The 19985-nt window shown below is 70.2% G+C and carries 14 protein-coding genes and 6 tRNA genes; 6 read left to right on the top strand and 14 right to left on the bottom strand.

What is annotated here, in order from left to right; all coding sequences use genetic code 11:
- Positions 1–60: 60 nt before the first annotated feature.
- The 11 genes from ruvB to ACFQRD_RS03205 form a co-directional block, all read right to left on the bottom strand.
- On the bottom strand, positions 61–1158 hold the full coding sequence (ruvB, locus tag ACFQRD_RS03255; protein ID WP_377020091.1) for a Holliday junction branch migration DNA helicase RuvB: 1098 nt from the start codon (positions 1156–1158) through the stop codon (positions 61–63).
- Positions 1155–1781 carry a Holliday junction branch migration protein RuvA gene (gene ruvA, locus ACFQRD_RS03250; RefSeq protein ID WP_377020092.1) on the bottom strand — a complete coding sequence of 209 codons (627 nt, stop codon included), beginning with the start codon at positions 1779–1781 and terminating at the stop codon, positions 1155–1157. Before ruvA ends, ruvB begins: the two co-directional genes overlap by 4 nt.
- Before the next feature lie 26 nt (positions 1782–1807).
- Positions 1808–2398 (bottom strand): crossover junction endodeoxyribonuclease RuvC, encoded by a 591-nt coding sequence (ruvC, locus tag ACFQRD_RS03245; RefSeq protein WP_377020093.1) that lies wholly within the window; start codon positions 2396–2398, stop codon positions 1808–1810.
- Between the two features lie 82 nt (positions 2399–2480).
- A complete protein-coding gene (locus tag ACFQRD_RS03240) occupies positions 2481–3239 on the bottom strand; it encodes a YebC/PmpR family DNA-binding transcriptional regulator (RefSeq protein WP_377020094.1) in 759 nt (252 codons plus the stop codon).
- 154 nt (positions 3240–3393) lie between these two features.
- Positions 3394–4686 (bottom strand): PrsW family intramembrane metalloprotease, encoded by a 1293-nt coding sequence (locus tag ACFQRD_RS03235; protein WP_377020095.1) that lies wholly within the window; start codon positions 4684–4686, stop codon positions 3394–3396.
- A 95-nt stretch (positions 4687–4781) separates the two neighbouring features.
- Positions 4782–5321, bottom strand: a complete 540-nt coding sequence (locus tag ACFQRD_RS03230) for an HIT family protein (RefSeq protein WP_377020096.1) — start codon at positions 5319–5321, stop codon at positions 4782–4784.
- Positions 5318–7318, bottom strand: a complete 2001-nt coding sequence (gene thrS / locus ACFQRD_RS03225; protein ID WP_377020097.1) for a threonine--tRNA ligase — start codon at positions 7316–7318, stop codon at positions 5318–5320. Before thrS ends, ACFQRD_RS03230 begins: the two co-directional genes overlap by 4 nt.
- A gap of 487 nt (positions 7319–7805) precedes the next feature.
- Positions 7806–7880 (bottom strand) — tRNA-Val (locus ACFQRD_RS03220).
- 23 nt (positions 7881–7903) lie between these two features.
- Positions 7904–7977 (bottom strand) — tRNA-Cys (locus ACFQRD_RS03215).
- Positions 7978–8040: 63 nt separating this feature from the next.
- Positions 8041–8113 (bottom strand) — tRNA-Gly (locus ACFQRD_RS03210).
- Positions 8114–8139: 26 nt separating this feature from the next.
- Positions 8140–8211 (bottom strand) — tRNA-Val (locus ACFQRD_RS03205).
- Positions 8212–8594: 383 nt separating this feature from the next.
- Between ACFQRD_RS03205 and ACFQRD_RS03200 the strand changes: the two genes are divergently transcribed.
- The 6 genes from ACFQRD_RS03200 to ACFQRD_RS03175 all read left to right on the top strand — a co-directional run bounded on the left by ACFQRD_RS03200 (position 8595) and on the right by ACFQRD_RS03175 (position 16603).
- Positions 8595–8670: transfer RNA gene (locus tag ACFQRD_RS03200), tRNA-Gly, on the top strand.
- 25 nt (positions 8671–8695) lie between these two features.
- Positions 8696–8770, top strand: a tRNA-Val gene (locus ACFQRD_RS03195).
- Positions 8771–8965: 195 nt separating this feature from the next.
- Positions 8966–11131 (top strand): glycogen debranching protein GlgX, encoded by a 2166-nt coding sequence (glgX, locus tag ACFQRD_RS03190; RefSeq protein WP_377020098.1) that lies wholly within the window; start codon positions 8966–8968, stop codon positions 11129–11131.
- Positions 11132–11183: 52 nt separating this feature from the next.
- Entirely contained in the window at positions 11184–13766 is a 2583-nt protein-coding gene (treY, locus tag ACFQRD_RS03185) for a malto-oligosyltrehalose synthase (protein ID WP_377020099.1), read from the top strand.
- Positions 13763–15553: a malto-oligosyltrehalose trehalohydrolase gene (gene treZ / locus ACFQRD_RS03180; protein ID WP_377020100.1), complete on the top strand. Its 1791-nt coding sequence runs from the start codon at positions 13763–13765 to the stop codon at positions 15551–15553. Before treY ends, treZ begins: the two co-directional genes overlap by 4 nt.
- Before the next feature lie 69 nt (positions 15554–15622).
- A complete protein-coding gene (locus ACFQRD_RS03175) occupies positions 15623–16603 on the top strand; it encodes a C-terminal binding protein (protein WP_377020101.1) in 981 nt (326 codons plus the stop codon).
- Between the two features lie 24 nt (positions 16604–16627).
- Here ACFQRD_RS03175 and ACFQRD_RS03170 read toward each other — a convergent pair whose 3' ends face one another.
- From ACFQRD_RS03170 to ACFQRD_RS03160, 3 genes are all read right to left on the bottom strand, one after another.
- The gene (locus ACFQRD_RS03170; protein ID WP_377020102.1) at positions 16628–18037 is read right to left on the bottom strand and encodes a GntP family permease; all 1410 of its coding nucleotides are present in this window, start codon (positions 18035–18037) and stop codon (positions 16628–16630) included.
- A 254-nt stretch (positions 18038–18291) separates the two neighbouring features.
- Complete coding sequence (locus ACFQRD_RS03165) at positions 18292–19032, bottom strand: SDR family oxidoreductase (protein ID WP_377020103.1); 741 nt, start codon at positions 19030–19032, stop codon at positions 18292–18294.
- Positions 19033–19129: 97 nt separating this feature from the next.
- Entirely contained in the window at positions 19130–19918 is a 789-nt protein-coding gene (locus ACFQRD_RS03160; protein WP_377020104.1) for an SDR family NAD(P)-dependent oxidoreductase, read from the bottom strand.
- Positions 19919–19985 lie beyond the last annotated feature (67 nt).

Raw genomic sequence — 19985 nt, 5'->3', positions numbered from 1 at the left:
TCCTCCCAGCCGTTGCGCGACGACGACACCGATCCGGTCCGTCCCGGTGCCGCCTGGGTCTCAGAACCGGCCGAGCATCGGCGCGGTGCCCTCCGGACCCTCCGGTGGCTCCTGGCCCAGATGCGTCCAGGCCGCCGGAGCCGCGGCTCTCCCGCGCGGAGTGCGCAGGAGGAAACCCTCCCGCACCAGGTACGGCTCCACCATCGTCTCGACCGTCTCGGTCTCCTCCCCGACCGCCACGGCGAGCGTCGACAGGCCCACCGGGCCGCCGGCGAAGCGGCCGCACAGGGCGGAGAGCACGGCGCGATCCAGGCGGTCCAGCCCTCGCTCGTCGACCTCGTACACGCGCAGAGCCTCCTTCGCGGCGGCGAGATCCAGGCGGCCGCTGCCGCGCACCTGTGCCCAATCGCGCACCCGCCGCAGCAGACGGTTCGCGATGCGGGGCGTGCCCCGGGAGCGGGAGGCGATCTCCACCCCGGCCTCCTCGACGAGATCGACCTCGAGACGGAGCGCGGAGCGGCGGACGACCTCGCGCAGCTCGTGCGGGGCGTAGAAGTCCAGGTGGCCGATGAAGCCGAAGCGGTCGCGCAGGGGCGCGGGCAGCAGACCTGCCCGGGTGGTGGCCCCGACCGTCGTGAAGGGCGGCAGGTCCAGCGGGATGGAGGTGGCGCCGACGCCCTTGCCGACCACCACGTCCACCCGGAAGTCCTCCATGGCGATGTAGAGCATCTCCTCGGCGGGGCGCGCGAGGCGGTGGATCTCGTCGATGAAGAGCACCTCACCCTCGTCGAGCGAGGAGAGGATGGCGGCGAGGTCCCCGGCGTGCTGGATGGCAGGGCCCGAGGTGATGCGCAGCGGGGCGGACAGCTCGGCGGCGATGATCATCGCCAGCGTGGTCTTGCCCAGACCCGGCGGACCCGACAGCAGCATGTGCTCGGGGGAACGGCCCCGTGCGGTCGCGGCGTCCAGCACCAGCGAGAGCTGGTCGCGCACGATCTGCTGGCCGACGAACTCATCCAGCCGGCGCGGCCGCAGCGCCGCCTCGGCCGTGCGCTCCGGGGGCGCGGACTCCGGGTTCGTCACGGAGCTCCCGTCGCGGTCGTGCGCAGGAGCGCCGGCGGAGGGTTCCAGTGCGACCTCGTCGTCCTCGGGTGTCATCGGCTGCCTCCCAGGCGTCGCAGGGCGTGGCGAAGGAGCTCGGCGGCGTCCAGCCCCTCCCCCTCGTCGGCGCGCACGCCCTCGACGGCGGAGGCAGCAGCCTTCTCGGCCCAGCCCAGCCCGGCGAGAGCTTCGACCACGTCCGCATCGACGCCCGCCGCCGGGGCCGCCTCCGCATCTTCCCCAGAGGCCCCAGGGGCTCCGGAGGCTCCGGCGCCGACGGGGGCGGGCAGCTTGCCGCCCAGTTCGAGCAGCATGCGACTGGCGACCTTGGGACCGATGCCGGGGGTGCGGGCGATCGTCTTGACGTCCTGGTCGGCGACGGCGCGGCGCAGCTCCTCGGGGTCCAGGACGGCGAGGACCGCGAGCGCCGTCCGCGGCCCGATCCCGGAGACGGACTGCACGATGCGGAAGGTCTCGGCCTCCTCGGGATGCGGGAAGCCGAACAGAGTCATGGAGTCCTCGCGGACGACGAGCTCGGTGTGCAGGGTGAGTTCGACGCCGTGGCGGGTCGCGCTCAGCGCCTGGGGGGTGGTGCGGACGAGGTAGCCCACGCCGCCGACGTCCAGGACGAGGGCGTCGAGGTCGATACGGGCCACTCGCCCGGTCAGGGATGCGATCACGAGGCCACTCTAGAACGGGTGTTCGATCAGTGCCGGGAGGTGGACCGCTCCCGGGCGCGTCGAGCCTTCCGCTCCGCCTCGGCCCACACTGCCTGTGCGCTGGTGCGGGCTCCGCCGGTCGAGTCGAGGCTGACGGGTCCGGGGCCGCGCCACAGCTGCGTCAGAGCGATCGCCACCGCGTCGGAGGCGTCGGCCGGCTGCGGAGGCGCGTCGAGTCCGAGCAGCTTGACGAGCATCGTCTGGATCTGCTTCTTGTCGGCCCTGCCGCTGCCGGTGACCGCGGCCTTCACCTCGGAGGGTGTGTGCATCGCGATCGGTATCCCGCGTTCGGCGGCCTCCACGATCGCCAGACCGGAGACCTGCGCCGTGCCCATCACGGTGGAGATGTTGTTCTGGCTGAAGACGCGTTCGACGGCGACGACGTCGGGGGCGTACTCCTCGATCGCGCTGCGCAGCCCGCGGGTGATCGCGAGCAGGCGGTGGTCGATCCCGTCGGCGGCATCGGAGCGGACCACACCGGCGTGGACGAGTCGCGCTCGGCGAGCACCGGTGGAGTCGATCACGCCGATCCCGCACCGGGTCAGGCCGGGGTCGATCCCGAGCACTCGCATGGTCATCGGTGCCCGCCCGGCCGGTCAGGGACGCGGACAGGTGTCGCGGGGGCCGCCGGCTCCCTGCGGGCTCCCGCGTCCACCGGGATCACTCGGCGTCGTCGAGCTGCGCGGCGACGTCGTCAGGGATGTCGAGATTCGAGAAGACGTTCTGGACGTCGTCGCTGTCCTCGAGGGCATCGATCAGGCGCAGCGCCTTCCGGGCGCCGTCGAGGTCGACGGGAGTGCGCATGGTCGGCACGAACTGCGCCTCGGCGCTGTCGTAGTCGATGCCCGCCTCCTGCAGCGCTGTGCGCACGGCGACCACGTCGGTGGCTTCGGAGACGATCTCGAACGTCTCGCCCTCATCGCGGATCTCCTCGGCGCCGGCATCGAGGACGACCTCGAGCAGGGTGTCCTCGGTCTGGTCGCCCCGCGGGAGGGTCACGATGCCCTTGCGCTCGAACAGGTAGGAGACGGAGCCGGAATCGGCCATGTTCCCGCCGTTGCGGTTGAAGGCGAGGCGCACCTCGGAGACGGCGCGGTTCTTGTTGTCGGTCAGGCACTCCACCAGCACTGCGACGCCGCCCGGCGCGTACCCCTCGTACCACAGCGTCTCGTAGTCGACGGCGCCGCCGTCCAGGCCTCCGCCGCGCTTGACGGCGCGGTCGATGTTGTCATTGGGGACGGAGGTCTTCTTGGCCTTCTGGATGGCGTCGAAGAGCGTCGGGTTCGCAGTGGGGTCGGGTCCACCCATGCGCGCGGCGACCTCGATGTTCTTGATCAGCTTGGCGAACAGCTTGCCGCGCTTGGCATCGATGACAGCCTTCTTGTGCTTGGTGGTCGCCCACTTCGAGTGCCCTGACATCTCTCTCCTCCCGACTCGCCCGCCGGCCTCCGGCGGAATGCCGCCCCATTCTAGTGCCACTTCCCCGGGGCCCTCGTCGTGCCCGTGCCCTGGCGAGCTGGTCGGCTCCCCCGCACTCGCAGGGCTGCGCGCTGCACGTCCTCCGTGCGCGCTGCTACGAGGCCGTATCAGCGGTGCGCACGACGGGCTGGGTCAGAGACCCGATCAGACGGCGATCGGCGGTGATCCGCTCGAGCAGCTCGCGTTCGCGGCGCCGTGTCTTGGCCGATGGCTTGCCGTGCAGCACGCTGTTGCGCTCCATGCCCACCTCGATGGAGGCGCGGATGAGATCGCGCATCGCCATCCTGGCCACCGCGCCATGACGGGCGGCCCACTTCTCCGCCTTGCGGCGCTTTCCCATGGCGACCAGCATGTCCACTTCGGGCGGGGCGAACCAGCCCGAGCGGCCGTAGTCCGAGAGCTGGCGGCGCAGTATGTGGCGCTCGCGCAATCGCAGGAACAGCACGATCGCGACCAGCAGCACGAAGATCGGCACCTGCACGCTCACGTAGTAGCGCAGGAATCCGCCCAGCGGGTTCTGGGGATCGACCTCGAGGAAGAAGCTCGAGCCGTTCCACAGCGCGTGCAGGACCATGCCCAGCGAGAGCCCCCCGATACCGAGCCCGAAGTAGAGCATCAGGGAACGGCGCTCGGCCGCGATCCCGAGGCCCAGCCCGCACAGCGCGGTGAAGCAGACGTGGGCGAATGGAGAGAGCACGCCGCGCAGGAAGAAGGTCTCCCAGAACACGGCGACCTCCCCGGCGGCCTGCGCCTGGTGGAAGGACCGGCCGAAGTAGAGGATGTTCTCGGTGAACGCGAAGCCGCCGCCGATCAGCGCGGCATAGACCACGCCGTCGATCGGTCCGGCGATGTACTTGCGACCCCAGATCAGCAGCGCGACCAGCCCGAAGGACTTCATCGACTCCTCGATCACCGGCGCCTGGATCACCGCTCCCAGGAAGGACGCGGTGACCTCGCTGGGTTCGCTGGGGCTGATCCAGGAGGTGAACATCCCACCGAAGAGGAAGGTCAGGGCCACCGACCCGGCCGCGCCCCAGACGAAGGCGTAGATGACCGACGAGCGCGGCTGCGGCGTGTACCGGTCGATCCACCACACGGCGGTGAACACGATCGCCACGGGCACGAGCGCCGAGGTGAAGGCGACCAGGGAGGTCCCGAAGCCCAGCGGGAGGATCACGAAGAAGTACAGCAGGACGGCCACACCCGCGAGGCCGAGGAAGGTCAGCGTGAAGAAGACCCAGCGCACCCAGGGGCGACGACGCCGTATCCGCAGCGGCCCGGCTTCCCCCATCCGACCCGGCGCTCGGGGATCGACGCGCTCGACGTCGTAGGCGTATCCGGGATCGGGCTGTCCCGGTCGGCGCGGCGGGGCTCCGGTGGTGCTCATCGCTGCGGTCTCCTCTCGCTCCCCCGGTGCCGACTGCGGCGTCCGGGTGCTCCGTGCCCGCTCGTCCCGGCCGCCCGGACCTCGGTCATGCTAGCTCAGGGCCAGGCGTCGGCGTAGAGCCGACGCGTGTCCGCCAGCAGGATCGGGACGGCCTTGGTGCGGCCGATGATGGGCAGGAAGTTCGCATCGCCCATCCAGCGCGGGACCACGTGCTGGTGCAGGTGCGCGGCGATACCGGCACCGGCGACCGGCCCCTGGTTCATCCCCAGGTTGAAGCCGGCCGGGCCGGAGACCTCCCGGATGACCCGCATCGCGGTGCGGGTGAGCTCGGCGACCTCCCGCACCTCCGCGTCGTCGAGGTCGGTGTAATCGGCGACGTGACGGTACGGACAGATCAGCAGGTGCCCGGCGTTGTACGGGTAGAGGTTCAGGACCGCGTAGGCCACCTCGCCGCGGTGGACGATCAGCGCCTCCTCATCCGTGCGCTGCGGCGCGGAGCAGAAGGGACACTGATCACCGTCGTCGGGGTCGGCGGGCTTGTTCTCCCCGCCGATGTACGCCATGCGGTGCGGGGTCCACAGCCGCTGGGTGTCGTCGGGCTCGCCCGCGAAATCGCGTGGATCCTCGGCCCTCACACCTGTGCCTTCTCCCGGATCGAGGTCACGATCCGCTCGACGGCCTCGTCGACGTCGATGCCGTTGTCCTGGCTGCCGTCGCGCAGACGGAAGGAGACCGCCCCCTTGTCCTGGTCCTCGCCGCCGGCGATGAGGAGGTAGGGGACCTTCTCCTTGGTGTGGGTTCGGATCTTCTTCTGCATGCGGTCGTCGGAGGAGTCCACCTCGACGCGCACCCCGTGGGCCCGCAGCTTGGCCGCGACCTCCTCGAGGTAGGGCGCGTACTCGGCGGCGACGGGGACGCCGACCACCTGGACCGGGGCGAGCCACACCGGGAAAGCCCCGGCGTAGTGCTCCAGCAGCACACCGAAGAACCGTTCGATCGACCCGAACAGGGCCCGGTGGATCATCACCGGACGCTGACGCGACCCGTCGGGCGCGGTGTACTCCAGCTCGAACAGCTCCGGCTCGAAGAAGTCCAGCTGGATGGTCGAGAGCTGCCAGGTGCGGCCGATGGCGTCCTTGGCCTGCACGGAGATCTTGGGCCCGTAGAAGGCGGCGCCGCCGGGATCCGGGACGAGCTCGAGGCCCGAGGCGGTGGCGACCTCCTCCAGGGTGCGGGTCGCCTCCTCCCAGGTCGCGTCGTCGCCGACGGACTTCTCCGGGTCGCGAGTGGACATCTCGAGGTAGAAGTCGTCGAGGCCGTAGTCGCGCAGCAGGTCCAGCACGAAGCCCAGCAGGCTCGCCAGCTCGTCGCGCATCTGCTCGCGGGTGGTGTAGATGTGGGCGTCGTCCTGGGTGAAGCCGCGGGCGCGGGTGAGCCCGTGCACCACGCCGGACTTCTCGTAGCGGTAGACGCTGCCGAACTCGAACAGCCGCAGCGGCAGCTCACGGTAGGAGCGACCCCGGGAACGGTAGACGAGGTTGTGCATGGGACAGTTCATGGGCTTGAGGTAGTAGTCCTGGCCCTGCTTGGTGACGTTGCCCTCGGCGTCGTGCTCCTCGTCCACGTGCATCGGGGGGTACATCCCCTCGGCGTACCACTCCAGGTGCTTGGAGGTCTCGAAGAGGTTCTTCTTGGTGATGTGCGGGGTGGAGACGAAGGAGTACCCGGCCTCGACGTGGCGGCGACGGGAGTAGTCCTCCATCTCCATCTTGATCATCGCGCCCTTGGGATGGAACACCGGCAGCCCGGAGCCGATCTCATCGGGGAAGGAGAACAGATCCAGCTCACTGCCCAGACGGCGATGGTCACGGCGCTCGGCCTCGGCGACCCGCTCCTGGTAGGCCTTCAGCTCGTCCTTGGTGGGCCAGGCGGTGCCGTAGACGCGCTGCAGCATCGGGTTCTTCTCGCTGCCGCGCCAGTAGGCGGCCGCGGAGCGGGTCAGCGCGAAGCCGTTGCCGATGTGCTTGGTGCTCGGCAGGTGCGGACCCCGGCACAGGTCGGTCCAGACCACCTCGCCGCGGCGGTCGACGTTGTCGTACATGGTCAGCCCGCCGGCACCCACCTCGACGTCGGCGCCCTCGGCGGCGTCCTCGGCACTGGACTTCAGCCCGATCAGCTCGAGCTTGTACGGCTCGGAGGCCTCTTCAGCACGGGCGTCCTCGTCGCTGATCTCGCGGCGCACGAAACGCTGCCCCTGCTTGACGATGCGCCCCATCTCCTTCTCGAGAGCCTTGAGCGACTCGGGAGTGAAGGGTTCGGCGACCTCGAAGTCGTAGTAGAAGCCGTCGGCCACGGGCGGACCGATACCGAGCTTGGCCTCGGGGTTCGCCTTCTGCACTGCCTGGGCGAGCACGTGCGCGGCCGAGTGACGGAGGATGGAGAGCCCGTCCTCGCTGGAGATGTCGACGCCCTCGACCACCTGACCGTCTGCGAGGGTCGTCTCGAGATCACGCAGCTCGCCGTCGATACGCAGGGCGATAATCTCGGTGCGCCCCTCGAAGAGCGCGGTGCCCGTGGTCCCTTCCTCGAGTCGATGCGGGGATCCGTCGAGGGTGATGGCGATCTGGGCCACGGGAATGCTCCTTGGGTTCGGGTCGAGCCGGCCGACGATGCCGGCTCCGCAGACCATCGTACGGTCACGCAACCGCCCTCGCCGACCGCCCCACGGTGGGCACCCGGTCCTGTCGGGCGCGTGTGGAACGCCCGTGATGAAGGACGGGTTCCCTGACCCCCGGGCCCGAGTTCTTCGAGCCCCCGGCCGCTCGTCCCTGGCCTCACCCTGTCGACACCGCGCGAACTGACCTCAGGCGGGCCGGAAAAGGTCAGTTCACGCGGTATCGAGCGCTCTATCGAAGCGGGCCGGCGGGACGGGCCCGGGTAGGCGAGCCAGCGGGGGGCCCATCGAGGCGGGCCGGCGGGAAGGGCTCGGGTAGGCGGGCCGGCGCGACGCGCGGGCGGCATGTTGTGTGGCGGGGACGCTGGGCGGCACGAGGTCGCCCATCACGCTCCGCACAGCGAACAGCCCCGCCGCCCGATGAGGACGACGGGGCCGTTCGTGGTGGTGGGCGATACTGGGTTCGAACCAGTGACCTCTTCCGTGTCAGGGAAGCGCGCTACCGCTGCGCCAATCGCCCCTACCGGCGCCCGGGAGCGCCGATGGAGGTGGGTACGGGATTCGAACCCGTGTACACGGCTTTGCAGGCCGTTGCCTCGCCTCTCGGCCAACCCACCGGGAAATGCTCCTGCATCATACGAAACGGCGCTCCCGACTCGCGTCGGGCGCGCCGCTCCCGGAGCGGACAACCGGACTCGAACCGGCGACCCTCACCTTGGCAAGGTGATGCTCTACCAACTGAGCTATGTCCGCAATGCAACGATCCGGAGATCGCGCCGTGGGCGATACTGGGTTCGAACCAGTGACCTCTTCCGTGTGAAGGAAGCGCGCTACCACTGCGCCAATCGCCCGAAGGTGCTGGCCACCCTCTCGAGTGGACTCGCAGAAGCTTACACGAACCTCGCGGGCCGAATCGCCCTGCGGCGATGTGAGCTATGTCGTCCTGAGGGCGGCCCGGCGGCACTCTCGCCGAACTGCGCCGCCCCGGCCACCTCGACCACTCCACCGTTCAGCGGCTCCGACACTCCCTCCCGCACAGTCCCGCATACTCCCGCACGGGCCCGCACGCTCCGGCGCCGGCCGGCAGCCGGTACAGCCGATTCGCGACCACCCCTGCAGCCGATTCGCGACCACACCCCGCCTCGCACCGTGACGTCCGGCACTGCAGGCCATCAGCATTTGCGCCAGAAGGCGGGACCCGCATATCGTGTTCCCTCGTCGGCTCAGCCGATGTGCGGACATAGCTCAGTTGGTAGAGCATCACCTTGCCAAGGTGAGGGTCGCCGGTTCGAGTCCGGTTGTCCGCTCCACTCCTCCTCGCGCCTCCGGGCGTATGGGCGATTGGCGCAGCGGTAGCGCGCTTCCCTGACACGGAAGAGGTCACTGGTTCGAACCCAGTATCGCCCACCACCGAAGTACCTGTGCAGCCTCGGCCCGTCGGCCGGGGCTGTCGTCGTTCCAATGGTCGATGGCCTCCTCTGCGACCTGCCCCGTCGCACCCGGAGGCCGGCCCGGCCGGCTGCCGCCCCGGCCACTCGGTAGGCGGAGAGCCTGACAGGCGGAGAACCCGAACCGGATATCGCGCGGCACGGTTACCCTGAAGCCATGCAGATCTGGACCGGTCAGTCATACCCGCTGGGCGCCACCTTCGACGGCTCCGGCACCAACTTCGCCCTCTTCTCGGAGGTCGCCGAGCGCGTCGAGCTGTGCCTGATCGACGAGGACGGCGGGGAGACCGCGGTCGAGATCACCGAGGTCGATGCCTTCGTGTGGCATGTCTACCTGCCGTCGGTCCAGCCGGGACAGCGCTACGGATACCGCGTCCACGGCCCGTTCGATCCCGAAGCCGGTCACCGCTGCGACCCGTCGAAGCTCCTGCTGGACCCGTACGCGAAGGCCATCACGGGCATGGCGAGCAACCACCCCTCGCTGTACAGCTACCAGTTCGACGATCCGGATCAGCGCAACACCGAGGACTCGGCCGAGCACACGATGCACTCCGTGGTCGTCTCCCCCTTCTTCGACTGGGGCAACGACCATCCCCCGGCGCACGACTACCACGAGACCGTGATCTACGAGGCCCACGTCAGGGGCCTGACCATGCAGCATCCGGATCTCGATGACAGCATCCGCGGAACCTACGTGGCCATGGGCCACCCGGCGATCATCGAACACCTCACCGAGCTCGGCGTGACCGCCGTCGAGCTGATGCCGGTCCACCAGTACGTCCAGGACGGCCATCTCCTGGAGAAGGATCTGCGCAACTACTGGGGCTACAACACGATCGGCTTCTTCGCGCCGCACAACGAGTACGCCTACGCGGACGCTCCCGGGCAGCAGGTCCAGGAGTTCAAGCAGATGGTCAAGAACCTGCACGAGGCGGACATCGAGGTGATCCTCGACGTGGTCTACAACCACACCGCCGAGGGCAACCACATGGGCCCCACCCTGTGCTTCCGGGGCATCGACAACGCCGCGTACTACCGCCTCGTCGAGGACGACAAGGCTCACTACTACGACACCACCGGCACCGGGAACTCGCTGCTGATGCGTACCCCGCACGTACTGCAGCTGATCATGGACTCGCTGCGGTACTGGGTCACCGACATGCACGTGGACGGCTTCCGCTTCGACCTGGCCTCCACCCTCGCGCGCGAGCTGCACGAGGTGGACCGGCTCTCGGCGTTCTTCGACATCATCCAGCAGGATCCGATCATCTCCCAGGTCAAGCTCATCGCCGAGCCGTGGGACCTCGGCGAGGGCGGCTACCAGGTGGGCGGCTTCCCTCCGCTGTGGTCGGAGTGGAACGGCCGCTACCGCGACACGGTGCGCGACTTCCACCGCTCCGAGCCCGGCGTGATCGGGGACTTCACCTCCCGCCTCGCCGGCAGCTCGGATCTCTACCAGCACTCAGGCCGTACCCCCATCGCCTCGATCAACTTCGTCACCGCGCACGACGGGTTCACCCTCCGCGATCTGGTGTCCTACAACGAACGCCACAACGAGGCCAACGGCGAGGACAACAACGACGGCGAGAGCCACAACCGCTCCTGGAACTCGGGTGCCGAGGGCGAGACCGAGGACGAGGACGTCCTGGCGCTGCGGCTTCGACGCGCCAAGAATCTGATGGCCACGCTGCTGGTCAGCCAGGGCGTGCCGATGATCCTCCACGGCGACGAGATGGGCCGCAGCCAGGGCGGCAACAACAACACCTACTGCCAGGACAACGAGATCTCGTGGATGGACTGGGATCTGGACTCCGATCAGCGCGAGATGCTCTGGTTCACCCAGCAGATGATCGCTCTGCGCCGTGAGCATCCGATCTTCCGCCGGCGCCGCTTCCTGCAGGGCGACGTGCGCGACGACGCCGAATCGTCCCTGCCGGACGTCGAATGGATCGGTACCGACGGCGCCCAGATGTCCTCCGAGGACTGGGATGCCGCCGAGAACAAGTGCCTGACCATGTTCCTCAACGGCTCTGCCATTCCCGAGCCGAACTCGCGCGGTGAGCGCATCGTCGGGGACTCGGCACTGGTCATGTTCAACGCCTCCGGCAACGCCGTCGACTTCACGCTGCCACCCGAGGATCACGGAGAGCGCTGGACGGTCGTCCTGGGGACCGGCGGCGCCCTGGACCTCGGCGCTCAGGTCTCGGCCGGGGAGACCCTGTCGCGGGCGGGACATTCGCTGCTGATCCTCATGCGCCCGCCGATGGATCTCGACGGGGAGAGCTCACCGGCCGAGGATTTCGACCAGCCCGTCCGCGCCTGATCCGGGAGCCTCCGCGCCGGAGGCTCCGCCCCCATAAGGAGAGCAGCCCGCCGTGACCAGCGACCTCGCCCCTCCGCCCCCGGACAGCGCCCGCGCGGCGGCTGTCCCGACCTCGACCTATCGGCTCCAGCTGCACGAGGGGTTCACGGCCGACGACGCCGCTGCCCTGGTGCCCTATCTGGCCCGGCTCGGCGTCGGGCACGTCTTCTGCTCCCCCGTCCTCCAGGCCGCGCCGGGCTCCACCCACGGGTACGACGTCGTCGACCACTCGCGGATCAGCGCGGAGATCGGCGGCGAGGACGCGCTGCGTCGCCTCGCCGACGCCGCCCATGCGCACGGGATGGGCATGATCGTCGACGTGGTGCCCAACCACATGGCGATCCCCACCCCGATCTGGCACAACCGTGCGCTGTGGTCAGTGCTCCGCGACGGCCCGCGCTCGCCGTTCGCCGACTGGTTCGACCTCGATCCGTCGGCCGAGCGATCCATCCTGGTACCCGTGCTGGGCCGCCCGATCGGCGCCGTCCTGGCCGACGACGAGATCACCGTGGGCGAGAAGGAGATCCCACAGGCCGACGGCACGGCCAGCACCGAGACCGTGGTGCGCTACTACGACCATGTCCTGCCCGTCGCCGAGGGCACCGAGCACCTGGGGCTGGCCGATCTGCTGGAACGCCAGTGGTACCGCCTGGCCTACTGGAAGGTCGCGGACGACGAGCTGAACTACCGTCGCTTCTTCGATGTCGACACCCTCGCGGCGGTCCGCGTGGAGCTGCCGCACGTGTTCGAGGCGACGCACGCCACGCTGCTGCGGCTGCAGGCCGAGGGGATCATCGACGGGTACCGGATCGACCATCCCGACGGCCTCACCGACCCTCGCGGCTATCTGCGCGACCTCGAGGACGCCACCGGCGGGGCGTGGACCGTGGTGGAGAAGATCCTCGAGGGCGAGGAGCGCCTGCCCGGCGATTTCCCCTGTGCCGGCACCACCGGCTATGACGCCCTGTGGAGGGTCGGGGGCCTCTTCCACGATCCGCACGGCGCTCTGGGACTGACCCACCTCTGGCAGCGCCGCACCGGTGACCTGCGGCCGTTCTCCGAGATCGCCCGGGAGTCCACCGAGCACATCATCTCCACCAGTCTCTGGGCCGAGATCGAACGTCTGACCTCCCTGATCTACGCCATCTGCCAGGAGGACATCCGGCTGCGGGACACCACCCGGCGCAACATCCAGAAGACGGTCATGGCCCTGCTGTCGGCCATGGACCGGTACCGGGCCTACATCGTCCCCGGCGAACCCGCCCCCGGTTCCGAGCGCGCCGTGATCGAGCAGGCGGCGGAGAGAGCTCAGCGCGAGCTCGGCGACGACGAGGACCTGGTGACGACCCTGGAGACCGTCGTGGCCCTGGTGTGCGGGGACGAGGTCGGCAGTGCGGGCCGCACCGAGAGCCCGGCGCGCGCCGAAGTGATCGTCCGCTTCGCCCAGACCTGCGGCCCCGTGCACGCCAAGGCGTTCGAGGACACGGCCTTCTACCGCTACACCCGCTTCCTGGCGGTCAATGAGGTGGGCTCGGATCCGGAGCACATCGGCGTCGAGCCCGACGATCTCCACGATCACGCCCAGACGATGGTCCTCACCTGGCCCGACACCATGACCACCCTGTCCACGCACGACACCAAGCGCAGCGAGGACGTGCGCGCCCGCCTGGCCGTGCTCACCGAGCAGCCGCTGGAGTGGGCGCTGGTGGTCCAGGACCTCGACCGGGTCACCGCCGAGGTGCGCGGGGATCGGGTCGACGGCGCCATCGAGCTGCTGCTGTGGCAGACCCTCGCCGCCTGCTGGGACCTGCCCGGCTCGGACGCCCCCCGGATCACCGCCGAGCGGCTCGAGGAGTACCTGGTCAAGGCGATGCGCGAGGCCAAGACCCACACCACCTGGACCGACCAGGACACGGAGTACGAGCAGCAGGTGCTGGACCTGGGCCGGGCGGCGCTGGCGCACGACGAGGTCGACCGCATCCTGACGGACTGGACCCGGCGCACGCTGGCGGTCCAGCGCACCGCGATCCTGGGCCAGAAGCTGATCCAGCTGACGATGCCCGGGGTGCCCGACGTGTACCAGGGCAACGAGACCGTCGACCTCTCACTCGTGGACCCCGACAACCGCCGACCCGCCGACCATGCCGGACACGCCGAAAGGCTGGCGCGGATGATTGACGGCGCGGGACCCGACGGGATCGGGGACGAGAAGCTGTGGCTCACCCACCGCGCGCTCGTCCTGCGCCGGGAGCGACCGGAGCTGTTCCAGGGGCGTGAGGCCACCTACCGGCCGCTGCCCACCACCACCGCCCACGCCGTCGCCTTCGGCCGGGCCCGCGGAGAGGGACCCGTCGAGGTCGTCACCGTCGTCACCCGTCTCGCCCACGGCCTCGCCCAGCGGGGCGGATGGGGCGATGCCTGGATAGCCCTGCCCGACGGCCGCTGGCGCGACACCCTCGGCGGCGCGGAGTTCGACGGCGGGCGGCTCGCCCTGGACGAGCTCCTGGCCGACGCGCCGATCGCCCTGCTGGTCCGGTGCGGCGCCGCGGAATCCGCCCCGTCCCACCCGTCCCCTCCTGCCCAGGAGTCGCGATGAACGACCCCGTCCCTGCTCCGGTGGCCCCGCGCGCCTACGACCGCTACCAGCTGTGGGCGCCCTCGGCCGATGCCGTCACCGTCCGGATCGACGGGAACGAGCACGCGATGCGTCCGGCCGGGGACGGCTGGTTCACCCTCGACGACGTCCCCGCCGTCCCCGGAGCCCGCTACGCCTTCCGTCTCGATGACGACGAGCGCTGGCTGCCCGATCCCCGGTCGCTCTGCCAGCCCGACGGCGTCCACAGCGACAGTGAGGTGGTCGACCCCCGGCTGCTGGGTGGATCCGTCGGCTGGGCGGGCCGCAGCCTGCGCGGCCGCGTGCTCTACGAGCTACACGTGGGGACCTTCACGGCGGGGCCCGAGGGGCACGGAGGCACATTCGACTCCGCGATCGAGCGGCTCGACGATCTCGTCGACCTCGGCGTGGACGCCGTCGAGCTGATGCCGGTGGCCACCTTCCCCGGGGATCGTGGTTGGGGGTACGACGGCGTCGGGCTGTACGCGGTCCACGCCGCCTACGGCGGCCCCGCCGGCCTGGCGCGGTTCCTCGACGCCGCCCATGAGCGCGGTCTCGCGGTGATCCTGGACGTGGTGCACAACCATCTCGGACCCGCCGGCAACTATCTGGGGCAGTTCGGCCCCTACTTCACCGACCAGCACGAGACCCCGTGGGGCCAGGCGATCAACCTCGACCAGCCCGGCTCCCGCCACGTCCGCGACTTCCTGCTGGGCAGCGCACGACAGTGGCTCGTCGACCTGGGCCTGGACGGCCTGCGACTCGATGCCGTGCATGAGCTCCGCGACGACTCCGAACGCCACTTCCTGGCCGAGCTGGCCGACGCCGTCGCCGTCTGGGAGAGCGAGACCGGTCGCGAGCTGACCCTGATCGCGGAGTCGGACCGCAACGATCCGACCACCGTCACGCCCACCGCGGCCGGTGGCCTCGGCATGGACATGCAGTGGGCCGACGACGTCCACCACGGCGTGCACGCGTGGATCTCCGGCGAGCGCCAGGGCTACTACGGCGACTTCGGATCCGCCGACGTGCTGGCGAAGGTCCTCGCCCGCGTGTTCCGGCACACCGGCACGTACTCGAGCTTCCGCGGGACGGTGTGGGGTCATCCCGTCGATCCCGGCTCGCCGTCCTACGACGCCCATTCCTTCGTGACCTTCCTGCAGGACCACGATCAGATCGGCAACCGCGCCGCCGGCGACCGGATCCATCACTCGCTGACCGCCGGTGAGCACGCCGCCGCGATCGCCCTGATCCTGCTGGGTCCGGGCACCCCGATGCTGTTCCAGGGCGAGGAGTGGGCGGCCTCGACCCCGTTCACCTACTTCACCGACCATGACGACGAGCTCGGCCCGCTGGTCAGTCAGGGGCGCGCGGAGGAGTTCGCCGCCATGGGCTGGGACGCCGAGGTGCCCGATCCCCAGGATCGCTCCACCTTCGAGGCCGCGATGCTGCGCTGGGACGAGCGCGCCGGAGGCGTGCACGCCCGGATGCTCCAGTGGTACCGGACCCTGATCGCGCTGCGTCGCCGGCACCCCGACCTCACCGATCCCGACCTGCGCCGCACCGACGTCGACGTCCTCGGCGAGGAGACGGTGCTGCTGCGCCGCGGAGACCTGGGCGTGCTCGCCCGTCGCGGGACCGGCCCGCTGACCGCCGGACCGCGCGCTAAGGAGGTCCTCGCCGCGTTCGGCGAGGTCACGCGCGACGGCGACGGCAGGATCTCCCTGGCCGGCCCCGGCGCCGTGGTGCTCCGCAGCGGCGCGGCCTGATCGACATCCCCGAGCACCCGAGCACCCGAGGACCCGAGCACCCGAGCACCCGAGACGAGGAGGACCTGCATGAAGATCGTCATCACCGATCTGGACCAGGAGCGCACGACCGAGGAGCAGACGGTCGCCGACGCCGCCGGCGCCGAGCTGGTGCGGGCTCAGGCCGGCACCGAGGACGAGGTGATCGCCGCGGCCCAGGGCGCCGACGCCCTGCTGGTGCAGTACGCCCCCATCACCCGACGGGTGCTCGAGGCCCTGCCGACGGTCCGGGCCGTCGGCAGGTACGGCGTCGGCGTGGACACCGTCGACCTCGCGGCGGCGACCGCGCTCGGAGTCGCCGTGTCCAACGTGCCGGACTACGGCACCGAGGACGTCTCCGATCATGCCGTCGCGCTGGCGGTGTCCCTGGCCCGAGGCGTCGTGCAGCTGGACCGGAACCTCCGCGAGGGCACGTACTCGCTGGCCCCCGTCAAACCGCTGCACCGCATCGCCGGCCGCAGCTTCGGCGTCATCGGCCTCGGGCGCATCGGCGCGGCCACCGCCCGCAAGGCGCGCGCCCTGGGCTTCTCCGTCCACGGCTGCGACCCGATGCGCGAGCCGGGCACGACCACCGAGGACGGCATCGCGGTGATGGAGCAGGAGACGGTGCTGTCCGGTTCGGACGTGATCAGTGTGCACGTGCCGCTGACCGAGCACACCCATCATCTGGTCGACGCCGCCGCCATCGCCCGGATGCAGGCCGGCACGCTGCTGGTCAACACCAGCCGTGGCGGCGTGGTCGACACCATGGCCGTGGTCGATGCGCTGCGCTCCGGCCATCTGCGCGGGGCGGGGCTGGACGTGTTCGAAACCGAGCCGCTGCCGGCGGACAGTCCGCTGCGCGAGTGCCCGACCGCGGTGCTCACCCCGCACGCCTCCTGGTACAGCGAGGAGTCCGAGACCGAGCTGAAGCGCCGTGTGATCGAGAACGTCGTCGACGTCCTGGGCGGCCGCCGGCCCCGGAACATCCTCAATCCCGAGGTGCTCGAGGCCACCGGCCGCCGAGGCTGACCGCCGGAGCGATCCCGCGGGCCCTCAGAACAGCTGCACGACCCCGTAGACCGCCAGCACGATCGTGAACGCCACGACGGACTCGATGGCCTGCTGGATCGTCCAGGTCTTCAGCGTGGTCTTCACGTCCATGCCGAGCAGGCGGCCGACCAGCCAGAAGCCCGAGTCGTTGACATGGCCGGCGAAGACGGAGCCGGCGGCCGTCGCCATGACGATGCAGGCGAGCTCCACGGTGCCCGCCCCGGAGGCGAGGACGGCCGGTGCGATCAGCGCCGCAGCGGTGGTCAGGGCGACCGTCGCGGACCCCTGTGCCAGTCGCATCGCGACCGCGATCAGGTAGGCGGCGAAGATGACTGGGATGCCTGCCGCCGCGAGGGTGTTCTCGATCGCGCCGCCGATGCCGGTGGCCGCCAGCACGCCGCCGAACATCCCGCCGGCTCCGGTGATCAGGACGACCGAGCAGATCGGGCCGAGCGCCCTGTCCACCGTGGTCTCGATGGCGGTGCCCGAGCGGCCACGGCGGAAGCCGAACAGCACGATCGTGGTCAGGGCGGTGATGAGCAGCGCGATCGGGGTCTCCCCGACCATGCGCAGGGCATGCACCCATCCTGCCTCGCCCTCGATGAGGCCGGCGCCGGCCAGCGTGTTCAGGCCGGTGTTGAACAGGATGAGGACCAGGGGCAGGACCAGGACGAGGACGACCTGCCACGGCGCCGGCGGGTTCTCGACCTGCTCGGCCTCGTCGGCCGTGCCGAAGAGGTCCCGCACCGGCAGGTTGTACTTGCGGGCGACGTGCTTGCCCCAGAGGTGACCGGAGACGTACCAGGTCGGGAAGGCCAGCAGCAGCCCGAGGATCATGACGACGCCGATCTCCGCATCGACGTACCCGGAGGCGGCCACCGGACCGGGGTGCGGGGGCACGTAGACGTGCATGACCGACAGGGCCGCGGCCACGGGGAAACCGAAGGCCAGGACATTGCCCGTCAGGCGTCGGGCGACGGCGTACACGATCGGGATCATGAGCACGAACGCGGCGTCCATGAAGATCGGGAAGCCGATGAACAGCGAGGTCACCCCGAGCGCGAACGGGGCGTGCCTCTCGCCGAACAGCCGGATCATGGCCTCGGCGAGGGCGCGCGCACCTCCTGAGGTCTCCACCAGGGCGCCGAGCATCGCGCCGATCGCGACCAGCAGCGCGACCTCGCCGAGCGTCTCGCTGAAGCTGCTCACCAGCGTGGGCACCACGTTCTGGGCAGGTACGCCCGCCACCAGCGCGGTCAGCAGGGAGACCACGATGAGGGCGAGGAAGGCGTGCAGCTTGAACCGGATGACGAGGAACAGCAGCAGTCCCACCGCGACCACGGCCAGCGCCATCAGCCCGCCGTCGCCGAGCCAGCTGGTCCAGTCGGTCTCCTGGACCGGTGTCGGATCCATCGTCGGATCCCTCCTTGTCGAATGTCGGGCGTTCTCGGATGTCGGGGCCGCGGCACGGCCCGGCGACGGATGTGCGGCGATCACCGTAATGGATCATCGGACCCTCGGCGTACACAGACTCCGCGTCGAGCCCCGGGCCCTCGGCGCACCGAGCCGCGGACGCTCGGCGAGCACGGGCACCGCGCCGCGCGGCGGGTCGTTGGGTCGGTCACGCTGCGGCGCCGCAGACCGATCCCGCCGCGGGGCCGGAAGGATCAGCGGCCGAGATACCCGCCGTCGACCGGGATCACCGTGCCGTGCACGTACTCTGCGCCCTCGCTGGTGAGGAAGAGGACGGTGCCGGCGATGTCGTCGGCGCGGCCCCACCGGCCGGCGGGGATCCGGCCGACGATCTCGCTGTTGCGACCCTCGTCCTCGCGCAGGGAGACGTTCAGCTCGGTGGCGATGAAACCGGGGGCGACGGCATTGACCGCCACGCCGCGCCCGGCCCACTCGTTGGCCACCGATTTCGTGAACTGCGCCACGGCGCCCTTGGAGGCCGCGTACGCCGAGGCGTTGAGCCCTCCGAAGAAGGAGAGCATCGAGGCGATGTTGATGATGCGACCGCGGCCGCGCTCGAGCATCGGGCGGCCCAGCTCCTGCGTCAGCTGCACCACGGCGTCGAGATTGACGTTCATCACCTCGGAGAACTCCGGCAGCGGGAACTCCTCGAAACGGTGACGCAGGTTGATCCCGGCGTTGTTGACCAGGATGTCGACGTCATGCTCGGCGAGCACCTGGCGCACCGCCTCGGCGCGGGCGTCGGGATCGGTGAGATCGACGCCGACGCAGTGGTGGCCGGGCCCGACCGGCTCGGTGCCGCGCTGGAGACCGATCACCTCGGCGCCGGCGGCGAGCAGCCGCTCGGTGATGGCGCGGCCGATGCCGCGGGTGGATCCGGTGACGACGGCGGTCGCCCCGTTCAGGTCGACGCTGAGGGTGCCAGGTGCGCTCATGCCCGTCCTTCTCTGTTTTCTCTGTCTTCGCTGACGTCTCTGTCTTCGCTGTCGTCGCTGTCTTCTTTGCCCCGTCTCCGACTCCGTGGCTCCGGCCTCAATGGATGTGCGAGCCGCCGTTGACGTCGAGGGTGACGCCGGTCAGGTAGCCGCCGTCGCGGCCCAGCAGATAGTGGACGGCCCCGGCGACATCGTCGACCGTCCCGACGCGGCCGACGGGCAGCTCCTGGAGCAGCACCTGCTTGCGCTCGTCGGTGAGCCGGCCACCCATGATGTCGGTGTCGATGGAGCCGGGAGCGACCGAATTCGCGGTGATGCCGTACTCCCCGAGCTCGCGAGCCCACGTCTTGGCCATCCCCAGCAGCGCGGCCTTGGAACCGGAGTATGCGGCGCGGCCGTACACGCCACCGCCGCGCTCGGCCGAGGCGCTGGAGACGTTCACGATGCGCCCCAGGCTGTGCCGCCGGAAGATCGCCACGGCCTCGCGGGTCACGAAGAAGGTGCCGTGGACGTTGACGTCGAAGACTCGCCGCCATTCCTCGGTGCTCACCTCGGTGAATGGGGTGGGCGAGGAGATGCCGGCGTTGTTGACCACGCCGACCAGTTGCGGCAGCTCGGCATCGATCCGGGCGACGGCGTCGGCGACCGCCTGCTCGTCGGAGATGTCGACACCGAGACCCAGCGCGGGGACCCCATAGCGCTCCGTGAGCTCCCCGGCGAGCTCCTCGCACGCCCCGCCGTCGAGGTCGACGACGGCGACGGCCCACCCCTCTCGCGCAAGACGGTGCGCGGTGGCCCGGCCGATGCCGCGCGGTGAGGCGGCGCCCGTGACCAGTGCGGCGGGCAGATCAGGGAACGGTGAGGCGGGATAGGCCGGAAGCGCCATGGGATGCTCCTGAAGGATCGGGGACGGCGGACTGCCGAATAAAATATGATCTGGAGTCTATGCCCCG

It is taken from the genome of Brachybacterium sp. GCM10030268 (assembly GCF_042666305.1).
Classification (GTDB): Bacteria; Actinomycetota; Actinomycetes; order Actinomycetales; family Dermabacteraceae; genus Brachybacterium.
The sequence above is the reverse complement of the archived record's forward strand: the minus strand, read 5'-3'. Positions and strand labels throughout refer to the sequence as shown.

Excerpts from the sequence above, each read along its gene's own strand:
- ruvB (WP_377020091.1), bottom strand. The coding sequence starts at position 1,158 with ATGACACCCGAGGACGACGAGGTCGCACTGGAACCCTCCGCCGGCGCT.
- ruvC (WP_377020093.1), bottom strand. The coding sequence starts at position 2,398 with ATGACCATGCGAGTGCTCGGGATCGACCCCGGCCTGACCCGGTGCGGG.
- ACFQRD_RS03240 (WP_377020094.1), bottom strand. The coding sequence starts at position 3,239 with ATGTCAGGGCACTCGAAGTGGGCGACCACCAAGCACAAGAAGGCTGTC.
- ACFQRD_RS03235 (WP_377020095.1), bottom strand. The coding sequence starts at position 4,686 with ATGAGCACCACCGGAGCCCCGCCGCGCCGACCGGGACAGCCCGATCCC.
- glgX (WP_377020098.1), top strand. The coding sequence starts at position 8,966 with ATGCAGATCTGGACCGGTCAGTCATACCCGCTGGGCGCCACCTTCGAC.
- treZ (WP_377020100.1), top strand. The coding sequence starts at position 13,763 with ATGAACGACCCCGTCCCTGCTCCGGTGGCCCCGCGCGCCTACGACCGC.
- ACFQRD_RS03175 (WP_377020101.1), top strand. The coding sequence starts at position 15,623 with ATGAAGATCGTCATCACCGATCTGGACCAGGAGCGCACGACCGAGGAG.
- ACFQRD_RS03170 (WP_377020102.1), bottom strand. The coding sequence starts at position 18,037 with ATGGATCCGACACCGGTCCAGGAGACCGACTGGACCAGCTGGCTCGGC.
- ACFQRD_RS03165 (WP_377020103.1), bottom strand. The coding sequence starts at position 19,032 with ATGAGCGCACCTGGCACCCTCAGCGTCGACCTGAACGGGGCGACCGCC.
- ACFQRD_RS03160 (WP_377020104.1), bottom strand. The coding sequence starts at position 19,918 with ATGGCGCTTCCGGCCTATCCCGCCTCACCGTTCCCTGATCTGCCCGCC.